This is a genomic window from Streptococcus timonensis (assembly GCF_900095845.1).
Taxonomy (GTDB): domain Bacteria; phylum Bacillota; class Bacilli; order Lactobacillales; family Streptococcaceae; genus Streptococcus; species Streptococcus timonensis.
Genome location: NZ_FMIX01000003.1, coordinates 332,486 through 354,951 on the forward strand (window position 1 = coordinate 332,486; position 22,466 = coordinate 354,951).

A 22,466-nucleotide genomic window follows, 5' to 3' on the forward strand; every position below is an offset into this window, starting at 1 on the left:
ATCTCACCTCCTAACTTTCTTTTTTATGTTCTACGGTTTTGTTTTCCTTAGACGGAGTACCTCCTGTTTTTTTCTTGATTTTAGAAGCAAAAAGTTTGAAGATGTCATTTCGATTTACGTGAGTATGCGTAATGACAATATCTTCTAATTCAATTTCTTCACGATATTTTAGGCCAAGATCTTCAATTTCAGATTCTGACATATCTGCAATAGTAAAGAAAAGTGTCTGATGTTGTTCAGAAGAATGAATCGCAACAACAATACCACGGACTTCTCCTGTATTAATTTGGGCAAATGAACCGTCAGGGTTTCTTTGTGAGCGATTTTCTTCAAAGATAATATCTGGTCCTTCAATGCCACGGAAAGTCAATTTACCAAGGACTTGAGGGATGTCTAAACCATCAGTGATAACGCGATAAGTTTTGTCAGCAATTTGTAGTTTTTCTCCGTAGTTTAATCCAATTTTAGCCATATAGTTTTCTCCTTTATTTAATTATTTTTTCAGTACAAGTTTTTCAGCAAAAACATTGAGCGCAGGTGCAACAGAATTTCCGTTCAGAGAAGTGTCTGATAGAAAGATAGGATTAACAACTTCTACAAGAGCATCTTCTGGGAAGACTGTGGTAGAAGCAGGTGTGATAACATGGAAGGAACCATGTGTTTCACTGTTTAAAATATGACGTTGATATTTGCCTTCTTTTCCAAAGACGAAGCGGGGAGAATTTCCCAATTTTTCATAGTAAGCTGGGCCGATAAATTCTGGTTTCATTTTCAGTGTTTCTGGGATCATAAGTATTTTCCTTTCTGATTGTAAAATAAAAAGAGCTAAGCTAATTGCTTCACTCTTGAGTAATAATGAATAGAAAGTTTACGTTTAAACATTCTAGTATAAAATTGTACTTCACTTTGAGGAAATCCAGTAGCCAGTGATTTTTTAGCTATGGTATCTAAATCATTTAGAGTTTGAGAGTAAAGTTGAGCTATTAACTTCTCAGATGAACGGAACATTCTATAAGTGAAGAGGTAATTATTGTAAAGTCTTTTACATTGTAATGCGAAAAAAGTTTGTCATAGTTTTCTCCTTTATTGTTAAAGTAAAAAGCTACCAAGAAATTGGGAAGACTTAGTAGCTTGAGAGTTAGTCTATCTGATAAGGATAGACAGTAGTAAAGAAAAGTTATTTGGTTGGAAAGAATACTCTTTCCACGGTGGCAACGTTTAGCAAGGTGCTTTGCGTAAATTACCATCGCTTTCCCAGCCAATCTCAAAAGGTAGTCACTATCATGCCTCAAGGATTCTCTTACGCCTTTGGCGAAGCCAGTTCACTTTACTATCCGGAAAAGTGCGAAAGTCCGAAATGCGTGGAAGCCCACAAAAATGTTTTATATCTTCACTTCAACCATAAATAGACTTGACTTTTCTTTCCAAAACATTTACAATAAAGGTACGAAGTTTAGTGTAGTTTTGGCAATCAGTCCTCTGGTTGTCAGACGCACTTTCTATTAAATTTTCAAGGATCGTGATGCTAAAAGATAAGCATTATTATTTTTATAACTATTATAACCAACAGCTATATTTAAATTATATAACCAATAGTTATATTTGTCAAGAGATTTTTGAAAAATTCTTTAAAAATTTTAAGAGGAACACAATGGAATTTTCGGAACGCTTAAAAAAACTAAGAAAACAAGCACAATTAACCCAGGTTGATGTTGCTGAAAAACTAGGAATTTCGCAACCTGCTTACGCTTCATGGGAGCGTGGGGTTAAAAAACCAACACAGGAAAATCTTGTTAAGATTGCACAAGTTTTAAATGTGTCTGTTGATTATTTAGTTGGGAACTCAGAAGAAAATTCAGATGAATTAGACAATATGGAATTGCTTTTCCGTATGAACTCAAAAGGATTAACTGAAGAAGAAAAGGAAGTATTTAAGAAAGAGTTGATTGAGTTTATGGAAGAACGGAAAAATTTTTTTAAGAGATAATTTTATAAGTTATATTAGTACTTTTTCATATTTTGAAAATTGAATTAAAAAAATACTTAATAGTTTAAATTAATGAAAGATTATTTGAGATCTGGTGCTATGTTTAAAAATATACCATTTGTAGGTTTCTTTATAACTACGAATAAATATGATGTCTCCAATTTTATAGAAAGAGATACATTTTCTTATCGCTTCAATAGAAATATTGCAACACACACTCAATCAAGATATATAATTGCCCATCTTCCTAAAAGTCTGGAAGAGTTATTTGCTCCTTGGCCTCTATCTTCATTTATTGAAAATCCAAAATATATTACGGAATACATAAATATAGAGCTGTTAATTAAGAATACAGAGGGGATTATAGATTCAATTAAGAAAACTCCTTTAGGCTGCGTTTTCATTCCTGAAGAATTAAAAGATCATCCTATTATTGAACAAATACAAGAAACAACACTACCTGTGATTTTTTTAACAGATGGAGTAGAGATTCCTTTCAGCAAACTACAATTGATTGTTGAAAAAAATAGCATTAATGCTAGTCAGATATTAGATAATAAAGTTACAATCTCTAATAAAACAAAAATTGAGCCGATTAGCATACCTCAAAAGCGCTTTTTGCGACCTTTAGAGATTGCAATCAATCGTAATAGAGGTTTGTACCTATCTATATTTGAAAATGGGCAGGAACCAAAACCATTTGATAACCCAACAACAGAAGGAAAACTAGTGACAGAGGAACAAGCGATAAGTGATTTGAAATATTATTTAAAGCTCCTAATTGCAGAAAAGTATATCATATATCTTGCAAAACATGAAAAAGGAATTGATTCTTTGATTGAAATTATAAGGAAATGGGATGATTCAATAGATACTGCAGATTTAGACTTTGATATTCTTGAAAAATATTTTTTGAATCTATCGGATTATTTTTTTAAGAGATTTGATGAAATATCTTATCGAACAGATATGGTTTTTGTTTTGCCGATGGTAAATAAAACAAGTGTTGATTTGGTAAATAGAGAGTTTCAGTTACGACTGTCTAAATCAGTTCTTCGGCAGATATATGATTTTTCAGGATATTATGGAATAGGGGACAGCAAAGATATTGAAAAGATGCTACCAATAATTTCTGATAGAGTTCTAGAAAATTTAATCTTAGACTCTTTATCTCTTAATTTTACTTTGGATACAAAATCTCCGTATGTGCGTTTGCCTAACTTACCTTCTAAAGATATTACTTTGTGGTATTCGCATATGTTTAAAAATATAATGAAGAATTCCAATTTATCAGAAATTGAAAAATTCAATAATAATTTCCATAAAATATCTGAGAAGTTAAAGTTATCATTAGATGATGGCTTTATCGATATAATTGTTAAACATGGGAAGCATATAAAATTCATTACAGATGCACCAATTGAATGGGTTAAATATAAAGATACTCCTCTAGGCTTAATAAAATCAATCAGCAGATTGCCAATTATTCCTGGTAATACATTAGTAAATTCAGCTAAACGTAACTTATCAAGTGAAATTTCGAAAGATTCAGTGTCCTTTCTGATTATCAATACTCTTAACCATAATGACATATTGTATAGTAATGGAAAGAAACTAGGAGAACTATTAAAAAAGTATTTTCCTAAACATAGTGTTAATTACCATGAAGTTACAAACAAAACTGATTTCATTCATATTATGAATGAAAATCTTGCAACATTTTTTATTTATTATGGACATGGTAGTATGCCTGAAGCGAGTAGAAATCAACCAGATCAGATTGGTAAGCTTCATATTGGCGATGATGAAATTGATATGATTGAGTTAGTAAGTAATATAAAGGTGGTACCTGATGTCACTATATTGGGAGCCTGTCAGACTCAGGTATTAGACTCTCACTATTTAAACATTGGAAATATGTTTCTTGGGTTAGGAAGTCAGTCAGTATTAGCAACATATTTCCCAGTTGATGGGTTCTATACATTTAGTTTAATAGAATCAATTTTTAGATATCTTAAAAATTATTTTGAAGGTAAGGTGCCCCCCGAATATGTAAAAAATTGGTCTGATATAATTTTGCAAGCTAGAAGAGTGCATTATATTACTGAACCTACTAATACCATTATTGAATATTTAGCTAAAAAAGGTGTTAAGTGTAATATTGACCCTATTGAATTGGGTAAATTTGTGATAAAATATTGTACTGAATCCAGTTCAAAAGATAATACCAAATGTCTCTCAGTAATGGAAAAAAGTGTCATATATAGAGATAAAGCTTACCAAGAATTTTTTAAAAATTATCCAGAATCAACAAAAATGTTAATTGATTATATTTTTAAACATAATTATGTTTTTTCTGAGAGTATGTTATTTACTTCACTAGGTTCACCAGAACAAATAAAATTTATTGATTAGTAATATAAAGTGGACAATCGACCACTTTTTTTATATAATAAATTCAACCAAATTGGTTTAGTTTTGTATATTGTTACTTGAAGGAGGTACTGTTCGTTGGATGAATTGTATTCAAGAGTAAGTGAAATCACAAAACAAGCTCTATATTCTTTTATAAAAGAAGAAGAAATTTCAACCCTTAATTATCACTTTCGCAACTATTTTGACCATTGTATTGATTTGAATCAGATTCAAGTCATCCCTCATCATTTTTCAAACCACAAGATTGAAGGGTTGACGATTATTGATAGACTTGGCATCAGTTTTTCATATGAAAAAGATAATCCCGTAACCAAACGCAACTTTACCTTGTGTCATGAATTAGGGCATTTCATTCTTAAGCACAACGGTACATGCTTTACAGAGTCTGTTTATAATAAAGGAGATATACTGGAGAGAGAAGCAAATATATTTTCAGCGGTAGTACTGATGCCAGACATTGTTTTACTATCTAAAATTTATTACGGTTGTAGTAGCTTTAAGACTGTACAAGATAGTCTTGAAGTATCAAAACAGGCATTATATTTTCGTTTGTTGGATTTATTAAGAGAATATTTTCCTGATAGAGAAGACAATATTAAGCATGCCATTGAAGCTTATATAGAGAATGAAAATGTACCTATCCATTTTTTGTTTCACGATATTAAAGATCTATTGATTAAAGAATTTAATCAATACAGTCTATCTTTAGAAAAACAGTTTAAAAATAGAATTAGTAAAGAGGGATTTGCTTCTAGTAAAGAATTCCCAGAATTACTTAAGCAAGAGAGTTGGCCAGAACTCAAAAGAAGTATTGATAACTTGAAAATTTGGTTAGTATATAATAAAGGCAAATCAGTAGCATATGCTTGGGATAGTAAGAAAATCTCAGATGAGAGTGCTAAAAAGAAGGCAGAGTTAAAACTATTACTAGAGTAAATAAGATTAGGATTTGCTGTAACAATAAAAAGATGTGTATTAGATTTTGAATAAAAGTAATTTAATTAAAATTATTATTTTATTATAAACTGTTTTTTTATTCCTGAAAAAGAGATATACTAGTATTTAGTAAAGCGGTTTCTTTTATTACTAGCTATAGATAATATTAAATGAAGAGATGGGATGAATTATGAGTGTTTCACTATATTATCTGAGAAAATTTGGCCTGAGCCTTCCACTAGCAATTTCGTTAGCTATAGATGATGTTGAATTTTTGGACTTGTTCTTGGAAGACAATCCTAAATTGACTAATAAATTTTCAAGTGGCAAAATAAAAAAACTAAGAGATTATTTTATAAAATCTTTACCCTGTTTGTCTAAGTCCACTGATATTTTTGATGATGTTTGTATGCTTGAATATGTAGACTGTGAGGGAAAAGATGATTATTATAAAGGGATAAGATTGAAAATTTTTAAAAAAACACAATCCATTTCCGAATTTAATAGACTTTTTGAAACGCTTGATTGGGAAAAAGAAGGTCTTCTAGACTCGTCCAAAAAGTTAAAGAAAAAAATAAGTGAATATTATAAAATTTTGGGAAAAACTGAAAAACAATTAGAAGTGCTTAAATGGAGAAATTTTGCTTATTTTTTAAATAACACCTTTGTTAATAATAGTGAAATCGAGACATTCGGATTAGATAAGCAAATCTTGCAAATTCTTATTGCAGATGGTTTTTTGCAATTAGATAAAAATGGAGATTATACTATGCTTGCAATTGATAGTCTATCTTTTCCTGAAGTACTCATTAATACATTCAATTTAAATAAAAATTTTTACGATTTAAATAAGATTAATAGTCAAGATGACAGTCAAGATAATAATCAAGATAATAATCAAGATGATAATCAAATTGATATGGAATCGGTCACATTGGAAGATTTTCTCAAAAACGATTTTAAATATAAAGATTATTTAATTTTAAAATTGCAAGGAAAAACACTACAAGAAATTGGAGATGTTTTTGGAGTAAGCAGACAGCGTGTTAGTCAGATATTACAGAAATTAGCTAGAGAGATGCCTCATATTAATGAAATCGAGAGATATCGTGATTTCTTTACCAATTATAGGGTTTCTAAGGACTTATTTATTAACGTTTTATGCTCAAATGAATATGTTTATGAATTATTATCACTCTTGTATAAAAAGGGTACTAAAAGTCTAGAGTCCGATATTTTGGAAGGGAAGTTCGATGAAAATGCAAAACAATTTTTGTTGGATTCATCTGGAACTTATTTATTGAATAATAATAGAAAACAACTGTCGAGGGAATATATTGTTATTGATATATTACAGAGGAATAGAAATTTACAAAATTATTTTTCTTTGGATGATATTTTTTATTTGTATACTGAGGAGATAGGGAATAACGAAAAGTTAAAGATAAAGAGTACAAGGAGTTTAAGTGCTTTACTTGATCGATACTCAAATATTATTTTTTCCTTCAGGGAAGGATACAGATTTCACGGCGTAGATTATAATCCTGAAATTAAGCAAAAATTAGTTGAAGTATTTGATTTAATTGCTGATGGAGCATATGATATGAATTGGATTTACGAAAAAAATCCAGTTCTAATGAAAGAATTAGACATATTGAATGGGTATGAGCTACATTTTTTTTGTAAGAAATATAAAATCTTATCTAATACTGTAACCTTAGGACGGAATCCTGGTTTTGTTAAAGGGAAACTGACTAAGAGGGAATATATATTATTAGAATTAAAAAAATTTAATGGTAGTTCGTTAGATGAATTTATTGATTATATGGTAAGGAACTATGGATTTAATGGTGATACTTTAACAGCTTATGTTTTATCTGAGTTTACAAATCATATTCAAAATAGAGTAGTTTATTTTGAGCAAGATCAGTATTATACACAAGTAAGTGCTTTAAAAGAAAGTTTACGTGATGATATCTATGAAAAGAATGAATTCTATTCTATTGTGAGAAGAGATCTAAATTTAAATGAAATCAATTCTGAACTAGTTTTAAATCTTGGATTTGTTGAAAAAGGTGGAATTATTGTAAAGCAAAAATACAGATCTGGAATGGAAGCTTTTACCACATATATTTTGTCACATAAAATCTTTCATGTTGGGGATAAACCAATTTTTAGAACAAATGAGTACTATAGTTCTATTCAACGATTGGAAAGTGAATTACAAATTTTAAAGATATCAGAGACAAGTTATATCAATGTTGAACACTTAGAAAATAGAGGATTTAATAAGAAAAAATTGTTACAATTTATATCAAGAGTAATTGATTTCACTAGTGATGGAGAGTATTTTTCTATTATTTCATTAATAAATAATGGATTTAGTGATAGCCTTTTAGAAGATGGATTTGAGTTAATTTCTTTAGACAGACTTATCAGTACTTCTGATGAAGTAAAAGCTGTTAGTGTAGGCTTCCCAAATCTATATTGTCGAAGTAAAACAAAGAAGAATTTGAACGAATTTTTGATTGATGAGTTATTAAAATGTGAATCAGCTAATTTAGAAGATTTTACAGATGATATAAACTCCAAATATGGATTAAATTTAGATGAATATAGTGTTCGGGTGAAACTAGTAGAAGAAGGTGCATATTATTCAGATATATTGAATAAGGTATATATTTTAAAAGAAGAATATTTAGATGAGGTTTACGGTAAATGAATTTATTAGAAGATATTAATTTAGGCGCCCCAGTATCCACCAAAAAGTTATCAATTCAAGGACAAACAAAAACATTTGATGTTTATAGAGTACCAATTGAATATTTAATTTATAATAAGAAAAACGGAAGAATTGCTACATATGTTTCTCAATTTATAGATGAAGGTAAAGAATTTCCTGAAGATGATATTAATGCTTTTAATAATATTATTGAAAAATATATTGAACAAAGTAATCCAGATGCCCTTAAGAAAACTAAGGCTAATATAAAAATAATGTCACAGACAGAACCTGCAGTGATAATGGCAAATGGTATTGTACTAGATGGAAATAGAAGATTTACTTCTTTGAGACAATTATCAAGAGAAGGAGCTGGTGCAGAATTTTCTTATTTAGAAGCTGTCATTTTAGAGAGTGATGCATATACTGAAAAAGATATTAAAAGATTGGAATTGAATTTACAGCATGCAATTGAATCCAAAGTAGATTATAATCCAATTGATCGTCTTGTAGATATTTATCGAGATTTGATTGAAGAAAAAGTGTTTACACCTCAGGAGTACTCTAGAGAAACACAGCTATCATTAACGAAAGTTAATGAAGAGATTGAAATTGCTAAATTAATGATAGAGTACCTGGAATATATTAAACAGCCTAAAAAGTTTTACATCGCCAGACAACAGAAAATAGATGGGCCAATCCGAGAGATTTACAAAATTATCAAAAGTAAAAAAGTAGATGACTCTCAAATTGATGAGATTAAAGAAGTTCTGTTTTTAAATGTATTATCTTTAGATGGGGATGTATCTAGAAAAATACGAGAATTAAAACTTGTTTTTGAAGATAAAAAACTGAGTGGTGCACTGATTGACGAAGTAGATGAAAAAGAAGTATTTGATGATGCAAATGATTTCTTTGAAAGTGAAACAACTCAGAAAGATGTATCAGAAACCAGCATTCTTAATTTGACAGAAGACATCAAAAATCAAGTTACAAACATTACGGAGCGATATGTAGAAACCAAGAAATTGTCTACAGCAAAGAATAAGCCTATCGTAATACTAAATAAAGTTGATTCGTTAATAAAAGATATAGATAAAGATTCTGTACTTAGATTAAATGACGAATTAAGAGCAGAGTTTGACCAAATTTTAAACAGTATTGAAGAACAGTTGAAAGAATTAGGAAGTAATTGATGTTATCAGATCATAATTTTAAAACATTTTACTCCACATCTTCAGATGATATACCTGAACAATTTTATAATATTGCAATGCAGGAATCATGTGCGTATGATAGGGTAAGTGGATACTTCAGTTCTAAAGCTTTGGCATACTATTCAAAAGGAATAGAAGGATTATTGGATAATAGAGGTAAATACCGATTAATTATCTCTCACGAGATATCTGAAAGTGATTATCGCCAAATAGTCCAAGGATATGATAATAGAAAAGATGGTATAGAAAAAGAATTATATAATAGTCTCACTCTTGAAAAATTAAATAGTGAACAAAAGCGTTATCTATCAAATTTAGGATATTTAATCGAAATTGGTTTGGTTGATATAAAAATTGGTTTTACGCACTCGGGTTTATTTCATGCTAAGTTTGGATTATTTAGAGATTCTTCTGACAATATACTTTATTTTTCTGGTTCATTAAATGAAACGGAAGCAGGTTTTGTAAAAAATTATGAAGAAATCTCTGTTATTAAAAGTTGGGAAACAAATGATTCAGAGCTAAAAGAAAAAGTAACTTTTTTTGATAAGCTATGGAATAATAAAGCAAATAATGGAATGGTATTTGTAAAAACAATTGATGAGGTTGTAAAATCAAAAATCATTTCATTTAGTCAAGGGAAAATAGTTATAGATAGTATTGTTTTTGAAGAAAATGCTCTGATACTCTATTATGATAATGGTTTGCATTTAAAAAATAATTTGGGAATCCCACTCGATTTGACGCAACGATCATTAAAGAAAATTATAAAAAAACAATATTCTGATGACAAAGTTAGATGTTTTAATTCGGAATTGTCATATATAGATGTTCAAGAGATTGTAAAATTATTTAATAGATATTCAGAGAGGACAAACTGTCGTTTGATAGTATCAGACTCTGTTGAAAAGTTTATTAAAGAATCAGAATTTAAAATTCAAGAAATTGCAAAAAGAGGAATTGCAATTAAAAATAAAGATGAAATATTCCTGAATGATTTTGAAAAATTTAATAGTATTGTAGAATCTGAAGTAAACCGTCAATTATATGAAATTCAAAGTTGGGTTAGTTTTTACCAAGCAACTATGAAACGTGTCGCAAATTTTTCTGTTCCAGGAGCAGGGAAAACTTCTATGATTTTGGGGACGTTCGCATTTTTGTCTAGCAAACAAATAGATAAAATTGATAGGATTATTGTTATTGGGCCAAAAAATTCGTTTATTTCTTGGAAGGAAGAATTCAAAACGGTTTTTAAAGATAAAAAGATGTTGAAACTGTTAGATGTTCATGATCCGAATTTTTATCCCGAGATGTTTTATAAAAATGTTCATTCTTATAATTTAATTTTGATAAATTATGAATCACTTATAAAATATAGAAATGAACTTCTCAATATAGTTGATTCAAGAACAATGTTAGTATTTGACGAGGTTCATAAAATTAAGAATTTAGAATCTCAAAAAGCTCAATTTGCGATAGAATTATCAAGAAAAGCAAATTATCGCTATGTTCTTACAGGAACACCTATTCCAAATTCTTACCAAGATATTTGGAACTTTTTACATATATTGTATGATTTTGAATTTAATGAATATTTTGGTTTGAACTTAGCATCCCTCTATCAACCAGATCCAGTTACTATACAAGATGTTAACACTAAACTAAATCCATTTTTTTGGAGGGTGACGAAAAAAGAACTAAATGTCCCTAAAGAAAATGAGGATAATATTATTAATGCTACTGCTAATGATTCAGAACAAGAATTAATTAATATTCTTTGGAAGAAATTTAGTCACAATCCATTTAAACTTTATATTCGTTTGATACAGCTTTCATCGAATCCACAACTATTAAAAGATGAAATTTCTATAGATATGTATGGTGATTACAGTCAGGATGACGATTTACCTGATATAGAGATAATTGATGAAAAGCCAAAATTTGTTAATAACGAATTAGCATTGATTAATTCCATTTCTACATCATCTAAGTATGCAAAATGTTTGAAGACAGCTCAAAAACTAATTAATGAGGGGAAAATAATTGTTGTGTGGTGTATCTTTGTTGATACAATAAATAAGATGAAAAATGACTTAATAAAGAAAGGATTTAGGGTTGCTGTCATATATGGTGGGATAGAGTCAAGTGAACGAGAAAGGATCATCCTAGATTTTCAAAAAGGAAGATATGATGTTTTAGTAACCAATCCACATACGTTGGCAGAGTCTGTTTCATTACATATGGTAGCCCATGATGCACTTTATTTAGAGTATTCATTTAATCTAACTCATATGTTACAATCACGAGATAGAATTCATAGATTAGGATTGAAAAGTAATCAAGAAACTAACTACTATTACTTTATGTTAGATGGTCAATTTGATAGAAGAAGTACAATTGATAAAAAAATATATGAAAGATTAAATGATAAGAAATCAATAATGTATGATGCAATTGAATCACCATTAATTACCCCAGAATTTACAATCGATGAGAAAAATGAAATTTTACAGATGATGAACGAAGAAATAGAAAAATAAGAGAGCTGTTATAGCTCTCTTATTCTTCTATCTCACGAATGAAATCTCCAATTTTTCTTACAATCTCAGTAACTAATGCATTTCCCATAAAGAACATTCTCATTTTGTCAGAGACTTCTACAATAGAGCCGTCTGATAATCTCTTTCTAGCTGTCCAATTATCTGGAAAATCTTGAAGACGTTCGGCTTCAACTGGAGTAATCAGACGGTATCTTCCATTTACTTTAAGAAAATGAGTAGAACGATTCACTGTGCCTTCTGAAGTTAGCATTGTACGTCCAGGAAGATTCAGGTCGTCATAGGGAGCCATACCACCTTCAGAATAGATATAAGTATGCCCGTCGGCAGAAGTACGTTTTATTCGTTTAGGCCCCCTAAGATATTTAAATTTTTCCAATTTTTCCGGATCAGTGATGAAATATTTTTCAGGCACTTCATTTTCATCTTGAAGTATTTCACCTAATGTTATTGCCTTTCCTGAAAAGTCAGGTTTAGTGTCGACAGAGTAGTATTTTCCATGTCTCATGACACCAGTATTCCAAAAAGTTCCTGTAAAATTATCAGAAATATTAACGATGTCACTTTCTAATTCGTAAAAAGCATACCTATTTTTAACAGGAGTTTTTTGTACTGGAAATTCAGTTGCAAACAAACCGGTATGAAATAAATACTCATTATATTTGATTTCATCAAAAATGAAGTCGTTGTGCTCAAATCTTTCATCAACTAATCTAGCGAATTCTGTATCATTACGATAAACGAAGAAGAAAACGCGACGACGTCTTTGACTGCGTCCGTAATCAGCTGCGTTGATAACTCTCCATTCAACTGAGTATCCTAAATTATTGAAGGCTGTCAACATGATTGCGAAGTCTCTTCCTCGTTGTTTAGAAGGGGCTTTTAGTAATCTGTCAACATTTTCGAGGATAAGATATTTAGGTCTAATATTTTTAGTAGCTCGGATGATTTCCCAAAAGAGAACCCCTTTTTTCCCTTCAATACCCTTTTCATCCTTCTTACTTCTGGCAACAGAATAATCTTGGCAAGGAAAACCTCCTACAATCATATCTGCATCCATTTTTGAAAACTGTTCGTCTGTAATATCAGAAATACTAATATTGATATTCTCACTGTCGGGGAAGTGATAGTCATATACTTCAAACGCATCTTGAGATTTACGAGATGGTTCCCACTGATTTGCCCATTTAGTTTCGAAATATTCTCTATCTGAGTTCTCGAGTCCGACTCGGAAACCTCCAACTCCGGCAAATAATTCTAGTACTTTCATTTTTTCTCCTATCTTTATTTTCTAATTATATAATATTTTTGTGAATCGATCAAGTATTTATTACTGGATCTTGATATAATAGTTAATAGAATAATATTTGAGGTGAATTATGGCAGACCATTTATTTTCTATGGAGGAAGTCTTAGGGATATTAAATCCTATTGTAGGAAAGACTCTTGGTGAAGTAGATAGAAATAATGTTTTTAACAAAACAGAGAATAACCCTAAAATTACAGGAATAGCTGGAGATGTGATTGAACAGTCTGTTTTTGGCTATCCTGCTGATGTGAAACAAGAAGCCGACTTGTTAATTGATGATAGACCAGTAGAGTTAAAAACTACAGGGGTGAAAAGAGTTTCTTCACGAAATAAAAGTGGATATGCCATAGAGGCGAAGGAACCAATGAGTATCACAGCAGTGTCGTTAGATAAAATTGCTCAACAAGATGACTTTTATGATTCAACTTTATGGCATAAACTAGAAGAATTGTTATTAGTTTATTATTTATACGATTCAGACAAAACTGTACCTGCTTCAGAATATTTTCATTTTCCAATACAAGGCTTTCAATTTTTTAAATTTAGTAAAGAGGATCAAATAGTTTTAGAAAACGATTGGAAAATCGTAAGAGATTTTGTTAGGAATGTTGAGAAAAGAAATTTAAATAAGCAAGAAGAATTTCCTAAAATTTCTAAGCTAAGAACAGAAATGTCATTTATGGATACTGCTCCGAAATTTCCAAATTCACCAAGATTTAGACTAACTAAAAATTTTGTTACCACGATTGTTCAAGAACATTTCGGAAAGGAATTTCAACCTCTTTTACCAGACAAAAAGTTTTCAAATTTATCTGAGCTGAAAAGGATTCTTTCCAATTTATCTAAAGAGTTTATCGGTAAAACAATTAAAGAAATAGCGGAGATTTTGGATGTTCAGTTAGAATTATCTAAAAATGGCAAAGTATCAAAAAGTATCTCTTCAAGAATATTAGCCAAAATGTTTAGTAATCAAGCGAATAAAATTGAAGATATTTTGCTATTTCATAAATTTGGATTTAAGTCCAAAACAATTGTACTGACAGAGAAAAATAAACGTACTGAAGATACGAAGCTCTTAATGGTTGATTTTGATGAGTGGTTGGACAATGATATAGACTTTGAATATACTTCTATAAGAGATTTTTTTGCAGAGCAGAGATTTCTATTTAGTGTTTTTAAAGAAGGAAGTACAGGTCTTTATGAAGATAATATTTTTTTAGGTTTCAAGATAATTAGTTTTGATGATGATTTTATTGAAAGAAAAGTAAAACCAGTCTGGGAACAAGTTAGATATTTAATTAAGAGTAACAAGTTGGAGCTGGTTATTGAAAAAGATAAAAATGGAATGCCTAAAGTAAATAATAACGGGATTATTATTGAGGCTCCGAATTTCCCAAAATCAAGAGATTACGTTGTATTTCTTAGAGGATCTGGGAAAGATTCCACAGCTAAGCCATTAGAAATCAATGGACTAAAAATGTATTATCAATTTGTTTGGATAAAAGGTAGTTATCTTGCAGAGATGTTAAATGCTGCAGAATTTTTATAATTAAAAAGTAAATGTTGAGGAATGAAACGATATGATACCAAAATTTATAAAAGGTAGATTCTGAGCTAAAATTTAGTAATACATGTTTCAAAACACATTCTCCCTGTCCAAATTTGGATAGGGTTTTTCATCATTCCAAATTCGAATTAAAATTTCAACACTTGCTTTTAAATGGAGTAGTTCAGCTGTTATATCGCTGTTAGAGTGGTTGTTTTCTATATGGTAACAATGGCGTTTGATATGCCATAATGCTTTTTGAATGTTATTTTCTTTTATATTTTTCATGGTTATATCATATCAAAAGAAATTATATGATTACTCTAATAATTCTCAAATGATTAAAAATAACTCTGAACTGTATATACAGATTGTAAACAAGTATTTTAAAATATTTTACGGATACAAAAAAGAACACTCGAGTGTAGTGTTCTTTTAAGTTAAGCATAGCTTTCTCTGATTTTCGAGTATATTATTGATAGCCATACTTTTTTAAAGCTTCTTGATAAGCCTTGCTATCTTTTTTATAGTAGTCGTGTGTCATACCTGAAATATCTACAGTAAATACATCATCTTTAAAAGTATAACTTTTTGTAAGTTTAATAATATTTTCTCCCAATAATTTAATGGTTGATTTTTCTTTGTCTATAGTAAACCCTTCGGCCTCTCCATGCTTAATAGTTCCTGTATCTCCAGATATAACAAAAGCTACTTCATTTCTATTTTCGTTTATCCAGTAATATTCTCCATCTAAGGAGTTATCTGATTGCTTAGAGCAGGCCATTAGCAAAAATGCAGACATAGATACCAATATTAAAGTGATTAATTTTTTCATCTTACTTCCTCCTTTCAACATTATACCAAATAAATATCACAAGTATAATATAGATGCTGTCATCTACTATTAAGCATCTTTCGAGAAAATACTTATTTTTCGGAAAGTTGAGTAATGTAAAAAAATGTGTATAAGAACTTTATTGGTTCTATAATTTTTAGGGTTGATGGAAATTTTCCACCAACCCTATTTTAGTGTATACAAAAAGGCCAACATCCATTATATTAAAAGCGCTGAAACCTAAAACAAAAGGATGATGACCATATGAACAATATACTAGAAGCTACACTACAAATCAAAGATAAAAACATTATTTGGGATAATAAAGTTCAAGAGAAGATATTTAAAAAGAGAAAATCTTTATTTTATGCAGCTACTTATACGCATAAACCAGAATTTTGTACCGTTTGTGGGTGTGTTAGCCGAAATAATAATATCGTTAAAAACGGCACGAAAACATCTCGTATCACTCTCTGTTCTGTTTCAGGCCTAGCGGCCTACTTAAATCTACGCAAGCAGAGATTTCTCTGTAGAGAATGCGGCTCTTCATTTACCGCAGACACTAGTCGAATCGTAGAAAAACACTGTCATATCTCTAAACGCTTAAAAAACGAAATTAAATCAAAAATAAGTGAAACAGTATCTGAAACCTATATCGCAAAAGAAACAAATGTTTCAGTTCATACGGTAAGACGTATCATAGATGATACAACACGTTTACTAAAGATTAAACCATTACACGATTTACCTGAGCATTTGTGTTTTGATGAATTTAAATCCGTCAAATCTTCCGATAGTAATATGAGCTTCATTATTTGTGATAGCACTACACACAAGCTGGTCGATGTTGTACGAGATAGAAAATCTTACAGCTTGAAAAAGTATTTTCATCGTTTTGAGCCTAAGACTAGATTAAAGGTAAAAACTATCTCCATCGACATGTACTTACCGTACATTCAATTAATAAAAGAAATGTTTCCTAACGCTAAAATTATCATTGATCCTTTTCATATCGTACAAGCCTTAAATAGAGAATTAAATCGAACTCGGGTACGTGTCATGAATAAGCATCGCTATAAAGACTCTAAATTATATCGAAAGTTAAAACATTATTGGAAGTTAATTTTAAAGAACTCTAATGAACTTCAGAACTATAAATATAATCGTTATAAGCTTTTTGAAAGCTTCATAACAAGTAAAGGAATCGTAGATTATATCTTAGAAAAAAATCCATCTCTTAAAAATGATTATGAGGTTGTACATTCACTTCGTGAATGTATACAGGATAGAGATTATATAGAATTCAAGGAAACGATTGAAGCAGCTACGCAATTAGACCTATCTCCTGGTTTAAAAAGAGTATTAAAGACTCTTATGACTTACTTGCCATATATTCAAAATACTTGTGAGTATCCAACTAGAACAAATGGCCCTATTGAAGGAATAAACAATAAAATAAAAGTGCTTAAAAGAAATGCCTACGGCTTTAGAAACTATTACCATTTTAGAAATAGGATTATTTTAATAACAAAAATGTTTGGCCCAAAACAAAAAGGAATTAAGCAACAATTAGTTGCTTAATCCCTTCCTAAATTTCTTCATCAACACTATTTGACAAAGAGCCCTTTTTTAGTGCTCAAAATAGCACTCAATTTTAAATGGATTTGGTGTTCAAAAAATATAATCAAATGCAACAAACTAATTTCATTTTTAATAGGCACAATTAATTTTAGAAGATAGTACGAAAAAATATTGACTATTTTCTTTAGAATGTGTAAAATTTAGATAGATTATTTAAAGTGAGGTTTTTTTATCTTGTCTATATTAAAGAAGAAAGTTAATATGTTTAGTGTACTATTGAATGTGGTATTAATAGCTATTATAGCTATTGGAGTGCTATTTTTCTTACCTAAGGAACATAAATCAGAAGTCAAATCGTCAATTAATATCGAAAGTATTGAAAAAGTGAATGAAGTTGTATTTTTGAATGCGGGAATTAATGAAATTATTTCTGAAACAAAAACAACTCAAGTTTTTGGGTTTGATGTGCCGTTCTCTAAAAAAGCAGCATTAGTAATTTTAAATTATAAAGCTAAATTTGGAATTAAAAGTAGTGTAAAGGTTGAACAAATAAGCGAAAAAGAATATAAGGTTATTGTTCCAAAATTGGAAGTAATTGGTGTTGAACTTTCAAAAGATAATCCTTATGATTTATATGATAGTCATGGAGAGTTATTAAGTGGAACTACAGAAGATATTGATACTGGGAAATTGGTCGCTAACCAACTTTCTAGTGATAAACAAGCAGAGTATTTAGATAAATTTAAGAGTGAAATTAAAGAATCTGCAATCAATTATTATAAAACAATATTTTCTTCAATGGATTCTGAAGTAAAAGTAACTATAGAATTTACAGAATAATTTTTGAAATACAAAACCCTGGCCATCTCTGGTCAGGGTTTTGTGTGGTTCTATAATTTTTAGGGTTGATGGAAATTTTCCACCAACCCTATTTTAGTGTATACAAAAAGGCCAACATCCATTATATTAAAAGCGCTGAAACCTAAAACAAAAGAATGATGACCATATGAACCAATATACTAGAAGCTACACTACAAATCAAAGATGCACACAATGAAGGTGTTACATTCCATTTCTTAGAGAATATTAAAGAAGTATTGCGTGATGAGAGTGGGAAAGTAACTGGTGTAAAGGTTATTACAATGGAACTTGGTGAATCAGATGAAAGTGGAAGAAGATCAACGCATGAAGTGGCAGGTAGTGAACATATTATTCCATGTGACCTTGTCGTTGCAGCAATTGAACAAAAGTAGACTTTAGTGTTCTAGATGAAAGGTAAAAATTTGACTTTCGGTCAACATCAGAATACAATAGAAATGAACTAATAACAGGGGATGCATATTTAGGTCCTCAATCTATCGCAACCGCAATTAAAGGCGGGTGAGAAGTTGCGACAGAAGTACATGAATCGTTTAAAGAAAACACATAAATAACTTGTGGTGCCTTTCGTTTTTTTACTGGGAAAATTAAGGAACTATAGTTATAAATCCTTAAATATATTAATATATTAACATGCGTATATTTATGGGAAGAAGGTTATGTCATCTATAGTTGTACTTCTGACGATAAGGTTGTTCGTGTACCAAAGGAAATTAAAGGTAAACCTGTTATCGCAATTGGAGAACGTGGTCTTGCGAACTTGAAACATTGTGAGGCAATCGTTTTACCAGATACAGTACGATATATTGGAAAAGGTGCGTTTACGATTGACAATAAGTTAAAGTATGTCCACTTTGGTAAGTCAATAGAAACAGTAGAAGATGATGTTTTCAACTCTGATAGTTCATTAGAATCAGTTGTATTCCCAGAAGGAACAAAGAGTATTGGAACATTAGTATTTTGGGGGACATCATCAATTAAATCTATTACAATTCCAGCAAGTGTAACAGAAATTACAGAATACTTCTATTTTGTGGATAACTGTAACCCAGATGTAGAAATCCATACACCTAAGGGATCAAAGGCAGAAGAAGTAGCTAAAGCAATGCAACTTAAAGTAGTAAATGACTAAAGGGGAATAGTATGAACAAAAAATTACTATCAGGCTTAGGGACTGACCCCAAAAAGTGAGAATTTAATAAAAACACCCTAGGGCTACCGTCTTCGGTATTCAACCGGAGACAGGTAGTCCAATTTTTGTTGGATTCTTTTTTCATTAGGTTCTTCATCAACACTATTTGACAAAGAGCCACTTTATTAGTTATAACTAAAAATTTTTTTTTGAGAAAAAATCGCCAAAAATGTATATTATTCCCAAAAATTGAAACTATATTTATGAATTATCATTCTTTATCGAAAGTGTCTTAATAATCATTTTGTTATCCCAATTAGAAATATCAATATTCACAGTTTTATCCTGACAAACTGATTTTATTAATCTTAAAAGATTTTTTTCATTTATTTCAGAAAGGAATTTATCATAACAGTTAATTACCTCCTCATTGTCAGAAAAAATAATTGGTATTTTACCAAGGCACTTATTTAATTCATTTGCATCACCAGAATAGTCGGCTTGCAACATAAATCTATTAGCAAAGAGTTCTATCACAAAATCTCTTTTCATTATTTTTACTAAAGTTTTTCTTTGATAGTATTCTGATATAAACACTCCGATAATCCCTGACGTAATTATAGAAGTGATGACAGTATTAATAAAATCCGTATTAACAATAATATCCATTTTCAAACCCCTTTCTTTATTTAACAAATAGCGTTAATTCACTGTTATTTTAACAAATCGCCCTGAAAAAACTCAAAGTTGCTTAGAATACACAAAAGCACATTAAATAACTTTAAAAAATCTTTTTCAAAGAGTGGATGTTCCCACCGCCCATGACTAATCATATTTCTATTAGGTTCTTCTAGTGTAAAGTTGTCAGTATCATCAAAAAATCTGAATAACCAATGAAATAGACTGATATCAGAAAACGTTTTATTAACAATTTGACTATTTAATAAGTCGACAGATCTGTATCCCACAGGTATTCTTTTTTTATTTGAAAATTGTTCTGAAAATCTGTTTAATGCTCCGTCAATTGCTATCGTAGCAAGCGTATAAGCAGCGTAATAATTTTGGCTTCTATAACTTTCAATCATAGAATCTATCAAATGTTCTGAGTAATACGTTGAGTCTTTTAACTCTTGTATAAGTTCCTTATCTTCAAGATCTTCTTTTAATAGAGTTTGCCACTCTTTTATCAATTCTTCAAAATCTATAGTGCAGATTGTTCGATAGTCATCACTATAGCTATGGTAGATTACCCAACCTTCTTCAGCAAGTTTTTCAATATTTAAAGTGATTGCTTCTGCTTCTGTTTCAGAATAAGGTTCATGGTATTCCTTTAAAAATTCTTTTAAACTTTCAGTAAAATTCAAAGTGGATTTAACAAAAATATTGTGAATAGGTTCAAGTATCCGTCCAATATTATCTATTTGAGTTTTTAAAAGAATTGAACTAACTGCTGCTTCTGTATCAGATAGAATTTTAAGATATGCTTGGTTATTTAAAATAGACGTGGCTGAGTTTATTTCTGTTAGAAACGGTTTAGTGGTTTCAGCTATTTGCTTAGAAAAATTAAAACTTGATAACGCAGCTTCAGCAGCTTTATTTGCTTGTAGCATACTATTTTGAACCTCAATCAACCTTGAATGATTAAGTGTCTCATGAAAAACTCTAAGGGCTTCTGTAAGCTTTTTGTTTTGAACTGGGACTTTATCAATTGTCAATTTGTTTTTTTGAACTTCGCTATGATTGTTTTCCATAGGGCTATTTCTTTCTATATGTCATGTTTTAATTATACCACTAAGTATTCAACATTCACGAGTTTTGTAATGGTTAGAAAAGAAATATTTTCATTAAAAAAAATGTACAATTGAAAGTATTAATACTTTTTACCAAAATGTACTTTATAAATGATACTTATTGAACGCTTCTAAATCAAAAAATGTACTTTATCTTGCCTTAAAATAAAGTACATTTCGATTATAAAGTACAATTTTTAGAGAGTGTATATTACGCCTTAAACTTAGTCGTATCAAGGGTTTATCCACTGTCTCGGGAAAAGTACAAAAATTTCCAGTTTTATTTAAGATTTTTAAAAATAGAGATATCGATTTTCTTTATCCTATTAATTGTATAATAATTAATAGATCGAGATATGTGATGAGGTAGAATTTTGGTCAGAAATAAAAACAATCGAAACAATAGGAATTTCTTATCTTGCTACATTCCTAAATAAAAATAATCGTCTTCAAATCTACCTTGATCAAAATAATAAAACTCCATTTTGATATAAAACGACTTTCAAAAATTCAAGACTTAAAATCGATATAATAAATACAAAAATTATGACGTAGGTATTTTTGTAAGAAATTATTAGTTTTATGTAAGGTTAATTCTTGCTTATTTTCCTTAGTAACTATATTTTTTGTTATATGGCAAGGAGTCATTTATTATTTCATCGATAAATTTATAGTAGTAGGTTATTGTTATATCTTTGTCGTTCCAAAATTTATCATAGTTATTTTTATTATAATATACTGCATAATCTTCTGAGTTGTCATACTTGTCAAAGTATTTCTTTGAATCTACCAATTTTGTACCAGACTTACCAACACTATAGTCTGTCGCATATACTTGAATCTTATTATAATCTCTGTTAAACGAATTAGTATTTTCATCAAAAATTGTAAAAATGACAATATTCATCTTGTCAAAGGCTGTATTATAATCCTTAGCATAGTCACTTAAATTCTTATCATGTATTCTGGATATAATATCCGTTCCTAAGTTTGGTCCAAATTCAGCGTAATTATTATTAACGAAATAGTTACTAAAGGGATTACTCTCTTTATCCATCGTAATATTACCAATTTTTCCTCTTGATTTCCCAGTTAGCTGAAATCTCATATCTAGACCCTCCATAGGGATATACTTACTATCACTAGAAAGATAATCATCAAAACGATCCCAATTCGAATCATCAGACAAAACCATGTAAGATCGTATATACACGGTAGTATTTTTCATATCAGCGTCACTGTAGTTATAGATTGAAAATATATCGTCGTTTTTGGACCAACCTACAGGGTTATTTAACACAAAAGAATATTTCGGTTTATTTGTAAAATGCTTATAAGTAGGTATTATTACCGTTGTTAAAATAGAAAGCACAGATGTAATTATTAACAAAATTCTTTCAAATAATTTAAAACTAACATCATCAACTAATGTTAATTTATGTTTCCGTGGTGATTTCTTAGCATTTCTCATATTAGAATACTGAAATGGGCTCTTAGTCTGTTTCATATTAGAATTCTCCGAGGATTTTTAGAATGAA

The 22,466-nt window shown here is 29.9% G+C and carries 19 protein-coding genes; 11 read left to right on the forward strand and 8 right to left on the reverse strand.

Annotation, left to right across the window (positions count from 1 at the left end; genetic code table 11):
* Positions 1–10 precede the first annotated feature (10 nt).
* Positions 11–472: a conjugal transfer protein gene (locus tag BQ2679_RS02760; protein WP_075565922.1), complete on the reverse strand. Its 462-nt coding sequence runs from the start codon at positions 470–472 to the stop codon at positions 11–13.
* A 21-nt stretch (positions 473–493) separates the two neighbouring features.
* On the reverse strand, positions 494–790 hold the full coding sequence (locus tag BQ2679_RS02765; RefSeq protein ID WP_075565924.1) for a cytoplasmic protein: 297 nt from the start codon (positions 788–790) through the stop codon (positions 494–496).
* Between the two features lie 861 nt (positions 791–1,651).
* Here BQ2679_RS02765 and BQ2679_RS02775 point away from each other — a divergent pair.
* The 6 genes from BQ2679_RS02775 to BQ2679_RS02800 all read left to right on the forward strand — a co-directional run bounded on the left by BQ2679_RS02775 (position 1,652) and on the right by BQ2679_RS02800 (position 11,838).
* The gene (locus BQ2679_RS02775; RefSeq protein ID WP_075565928.1) at positions 1,652–1,987 is read left to right on the forward strand and encodes a helix-turn-helix domain-containing protein; all 336 of its coding nucleotides are present in this window, start codon (positions 1,652–1,654) and stop codon (positions 1,985–1,987) included.
* Positions 1,988–2,059: 72 nt separating this feature from the next.
* The gene (locus BQ2679_RS02780) at positions 2,060–4,402 is read left to right on the forward strand and encodes a hypothetical protein (protein WP_244491696.1); all 2,343 of its coding nucleotides are present in this window, start codon (positions 2,060–2,062) and stop codon (positions 4,400–4,402) included.
* 96 nt (positions 4,403–4,498) lie between these two features.
* Entirely contained in the window at positions 4,499–5,359 is an 861-nt protein-coding gene (locus BQ2679_RS02785; protein ID WP_075565930.1) for an ImmA/IrrE family metallo-endopeptidase, read from the forward strand.
* A gap of 190 nt (positions 5,360–5,549) precedes the next feature.
* Entirely contained in the window at positions 5,550–8,081 is a 2,532-nt protein-coding gene (locus tag BQ2679_RS02790) for a sigma factor-like helix-turn-helix DNA-binding protein (protein WP_075565932.1), read from the forward strand.
* Entirely contained in the window at positions 8,078–9,277 is a 1,200-nt protein-coding gene (locus tag BQ2679_RS02795) for a ParB/RepB/Spo0J family partition protein (RefSeq protein ID WP_075565934.1), read from the forward strand. The genes BQ2679_RS02790 and BQ2679_RS02795 overlap by 4 nt, the downstream gene beginning before the upstream one ends.
* Positions 9,277–11,838 carry an SNF2-related protein gene (locus BQ2679_RS02800; protein WP_075565937.1) on the forward strand — a complete coding sequence of 854 codons (2,562 nt, stop codon included), beginning with the start codon at positions 9,277–9,279 and terminating at the stop codon, positions 11,836–11,838. Before BQ2679_RS02795 ends, BQ2679_RS02800 begins: the two co-directional genes overlap by 1 nt.
* A 19-nt stretch (positions 11,839–11,857) precedes the next feature.
* Here BQ2679_RS02800 and dcm read toward each other — a convergent pair whose 3' ends face one another.
* A complete protein-coding gene (dcm, locus tag BQ2679_RS02805; RefSeq protein ID WP_075565944.1) occupies positions 11,858–13,126 on the reverse strand; it encodes a DNA (cytosine-5-)-methyltransferase in 1,269 nt (422 codons plus the stop codon).
* Positions 13,127–13,235: 109 nt separating this feature from the next.
* On the opposite strand from dcm, the gene BQ2679_RS02810 reads away from it, so the two are divergent.
* Positions 13,236–14,714 carry a MutH/Sau3AI family endonuclease gene (locus BQ2679_RS02810; RefSeq protein ID WP_075565946.1) on the forward strand — a complete coding sequence of 493 codons (1,479 nt, stop codon included), beginning with the start codon at positions 13,236–13,238 and terminating at the stop codon, positions 14,712–14,714.
* 87 nt (positions 14,715–14,801) lie between these two features.
* On the opposite strand, the gene BQ2679_RS02815 is transcribed toward BQ2679_RS02810, so the two are convergent.
* Together BQ2679_RS02815 and BQ2679_RS02820 are read right to left on the reverse strand one after the other, a co-directional pair.
* Complete coding sequence (locus BQ2679_RS02815; RefSeq protein WP_075565948.1) at positions 14,802–14,999, reverse strand: hypothetical protein; 198 nt, start codon at positions 14,997–14,999, stop codon at positions 14,802–14,804.
* A 184-nt stretch (positions 15,000–15,183) separates the two neighbouring features.
* Positions 15,184–15,546 carry a hypothetical protein gene (locus BQ2679_RS02820; protein WP_075565950.1) on the reverse strand — a complete coding sequence of 121 codons (363 nt, stop codon included), beginning with the start codon at positions 15,544–15,546 and terminating at the stop codon, positions 15,184–15,186.
* Between the two features lie 264 nt (positions 15,547–15,810).
* On the opposite strand from BQ2679_RS02820, the gene BQ2679_RS02825 reads away from it, so the two are divergent.
* The 4 genes from BQ2679_RS02825 to BQ2679_RS02840 all read left to right on the forward strand — a co-directional run bounded on the left by BQ2679_RS02825 (position 15,811) and on the right by BQ2679_RS02840 (position 19,138).
* Positions 15,811–17,127, forward strand: a complete 1,317-nt coding sequence (locus BQ2679_RS02825) for an ISL3 family transposase (RefSeq protein WP_001059646.1) — start codon at positions 15,811–15,813, stop codon at positions 17,125–17,127.
* Between the two features lie 261 nt (positions 17,128–17,388).
* A complete protein-coding gene (locus BQ2679_RS02830) occupies positions 17,389–17,967 on the forward strand; it encodes a DUF4230 domain-containing protein (protein WP_000493216.1) in 579 nt (192 codons plus the stop codon).
* A gap of 257 nt (positions 17,968–18,224) precedes the next feature.
* Positions 18,225–18,380, forward strand: a complete 156-nt coding sequence (locus BQ2679_RS02835; RefSeq protein WP_244491697.1) for a hypothetical protein — start codon at positions 18,225–18,227, stop codon at positions 18,378–18,380.
* A gap of 362 nt (positions 18,381–18,742) precedes the next feature.
* Positions 18,743–19,138, forward strand: coding sequence for a leucine-rich repeat domain-containing protein (locus BQ2679_RS02840; protein ID WP_075230488.1), 396 nt, complete (start codon positions 18,743–18,745; stop codon positions 19,136–19,138).
* A 261-nt stretch (positions 19,139–19,399) separates the two neighbouring features.
* Here the strand turns inward: BQ2679_RS02840 and BQ2679_RS02845 are convergent, their stop codons facing one another.
* The 3 genes from BQ2679_RS02845 to BQ2679_RS02855 form a co-directional block, all read right to left on the reverse strand.
* On the reverse strand, positions 19,400–19,807 hold the full coding sequence (locus tag BQ2679_RS02845) for a DUF6680 family protein (protein ID WP_075565954.1): 408 nt from the start codon (positions 19,805–19,807) through the stop codon (positions 19,400–19,402).
* 44 nt (positions 19,808–19,851) lie between these two features.
* On the reverse strand, positions 19,852–20,889 hold the full coding sequence (locus BQ2679_RS02850; protein WP_075565958.1) for a hypothetical protein: 1,038 nt from the start codon (positions 20,887–20,889) through the stop codon (positions 19,852–19,854).
* Positions 20,890–21,538: 649 nt separating this feature from the next.
* Positions 21,539–22,435 (reverse strand): hypothetical protein, encoded by an 897-nt coding sequence (locus tag BQ2679_RS02855; protein ID WP_075565960.1) that lies wholly within the window; start codon positions 22,433–22,435, stop codon positions 21,539–21,541.
* Positions 22,436–22,466: the final 31 nt, after the last annotated feature.

What these genes read in the sequence shown, in the direction of transcription:
- BQ2679_RS02825 (WP_001059646.1), top strand. Translation starts at nt 15,811, where the DNA reads ATGAACAATATACTAGAAGCTACACTACAAATCAAAGATAAAAACATT.
- BQ2679_RS02830 (WP_000493216.1), top strand. Translation starts at nt 17,389, where the DNA reads ATGTTTAGTGTACTATTGAATGTGGTATTAATAGCTATTATAGCTATT.
- BQ2679_RS02845 (WP_075565954.1), bottom strand. Translation starts at nt 19,807, where the DNA reads ATGGATATTATTGTTAATACGGATTTTATTAATACTGTCATCACTTCT.
- BQ2679_RS02820 (WP_075565950.1), bottom strand. Translation starts at nt 15,546, where the DNA reads ATGAAAAAATTAATCACTTTAATATTGGTATCTATGTCTGCATTTTTG.
- BQ2679_RS02780 (WP_244491696.1), top strand. Translation starts at nt 2,060, where the DNA reads ATGAAAGATTATTTGAGATCTGGTGCTATGTTTAAAAATATACCATTT.
- BQ2679_RS02800 (WP_075565937.1), top strand. Translation starts at nt 9,277, where the DNA reads ATGTTATCAGATCATAATTTTAAAACATTTTACTCCACATCTTCAGAT.
- BQ2679_RS02765 (WP_075565924.1), bottom strand. Translation starts at nt 790, where the DNA reads ATGATCCCAGAAACACTGAAAATGAAACCAGAATTTATCGGCCCAGCT.
- BQ2679_RS02790 (WP_075565932.1), top strand. Translation starts at nt 5,550, where the DNA reads ATGAGTGTTTCACTATATTATCTGAGAAAATTTGGCCTGAGCCTTCCA.
- BQ2679_RS02775 (WP_075565928.1), top strand. Translation starts at nt 1,652, where the DNA reads ATGGAATTTTCGGAACGCTTAAAAAAACTAAGAAAACAAGCACAATTA.
- BQ2679_RS02850 (WP_075565958.1), bottom strand. Translation starts at nt 20,889, where the DNA reads ATGGAAAACAATCATAGCGAAGTTCAAAAAAACAAATTGACAATTGAT.
- BQ2679_RS02810 (WP_075565946.1), top strand. Translation starts at nt 13,236, where the DNA reads ATGGCAGACCATTTATTTTCTATGGAGGAAGTCTTAGGGATATTAAAT.
- BQ2679_RS02855 (WP_075565960.1), bottom strand. Translation starts at nt 22,435, where the DNA reads ATGAAACAGACTAAGAGCCCATTTCAGTATTCTAATATGAGAAATGCT.
- dcm (WP_075565944.1), bottom strand. Translation starts at nt 13,126, where the DNA reads ATGAAAGTACTAGAATTATTTGCCGGAGTTGGAGGTTTCCGAGTCGGA.
- BQ2679_RS02760 (WP_075565922.1), bottom strand. Translation starts at nt 472, where the DNA reads ATGGCTAAAATTGGATTAAACTACGGAGAAAAACTACAAATTGCTGAC.
- BQ2679_RS02815 (WP_075565948.1), bottom strand. Translation starts at nt 14,999, where the DNA reads ATGAAAAATATAAAAGAAAATAACATTCAAAAAGCATTATGGCATATC.
- BQ2679_RS02795 (WP_075565934.1), top strand. Translation starts at nt 8,078, where the DNA reads ATGAATTTATTAGAAGATATTAATTTAGGCGCCCCAGTATCCACCAAA.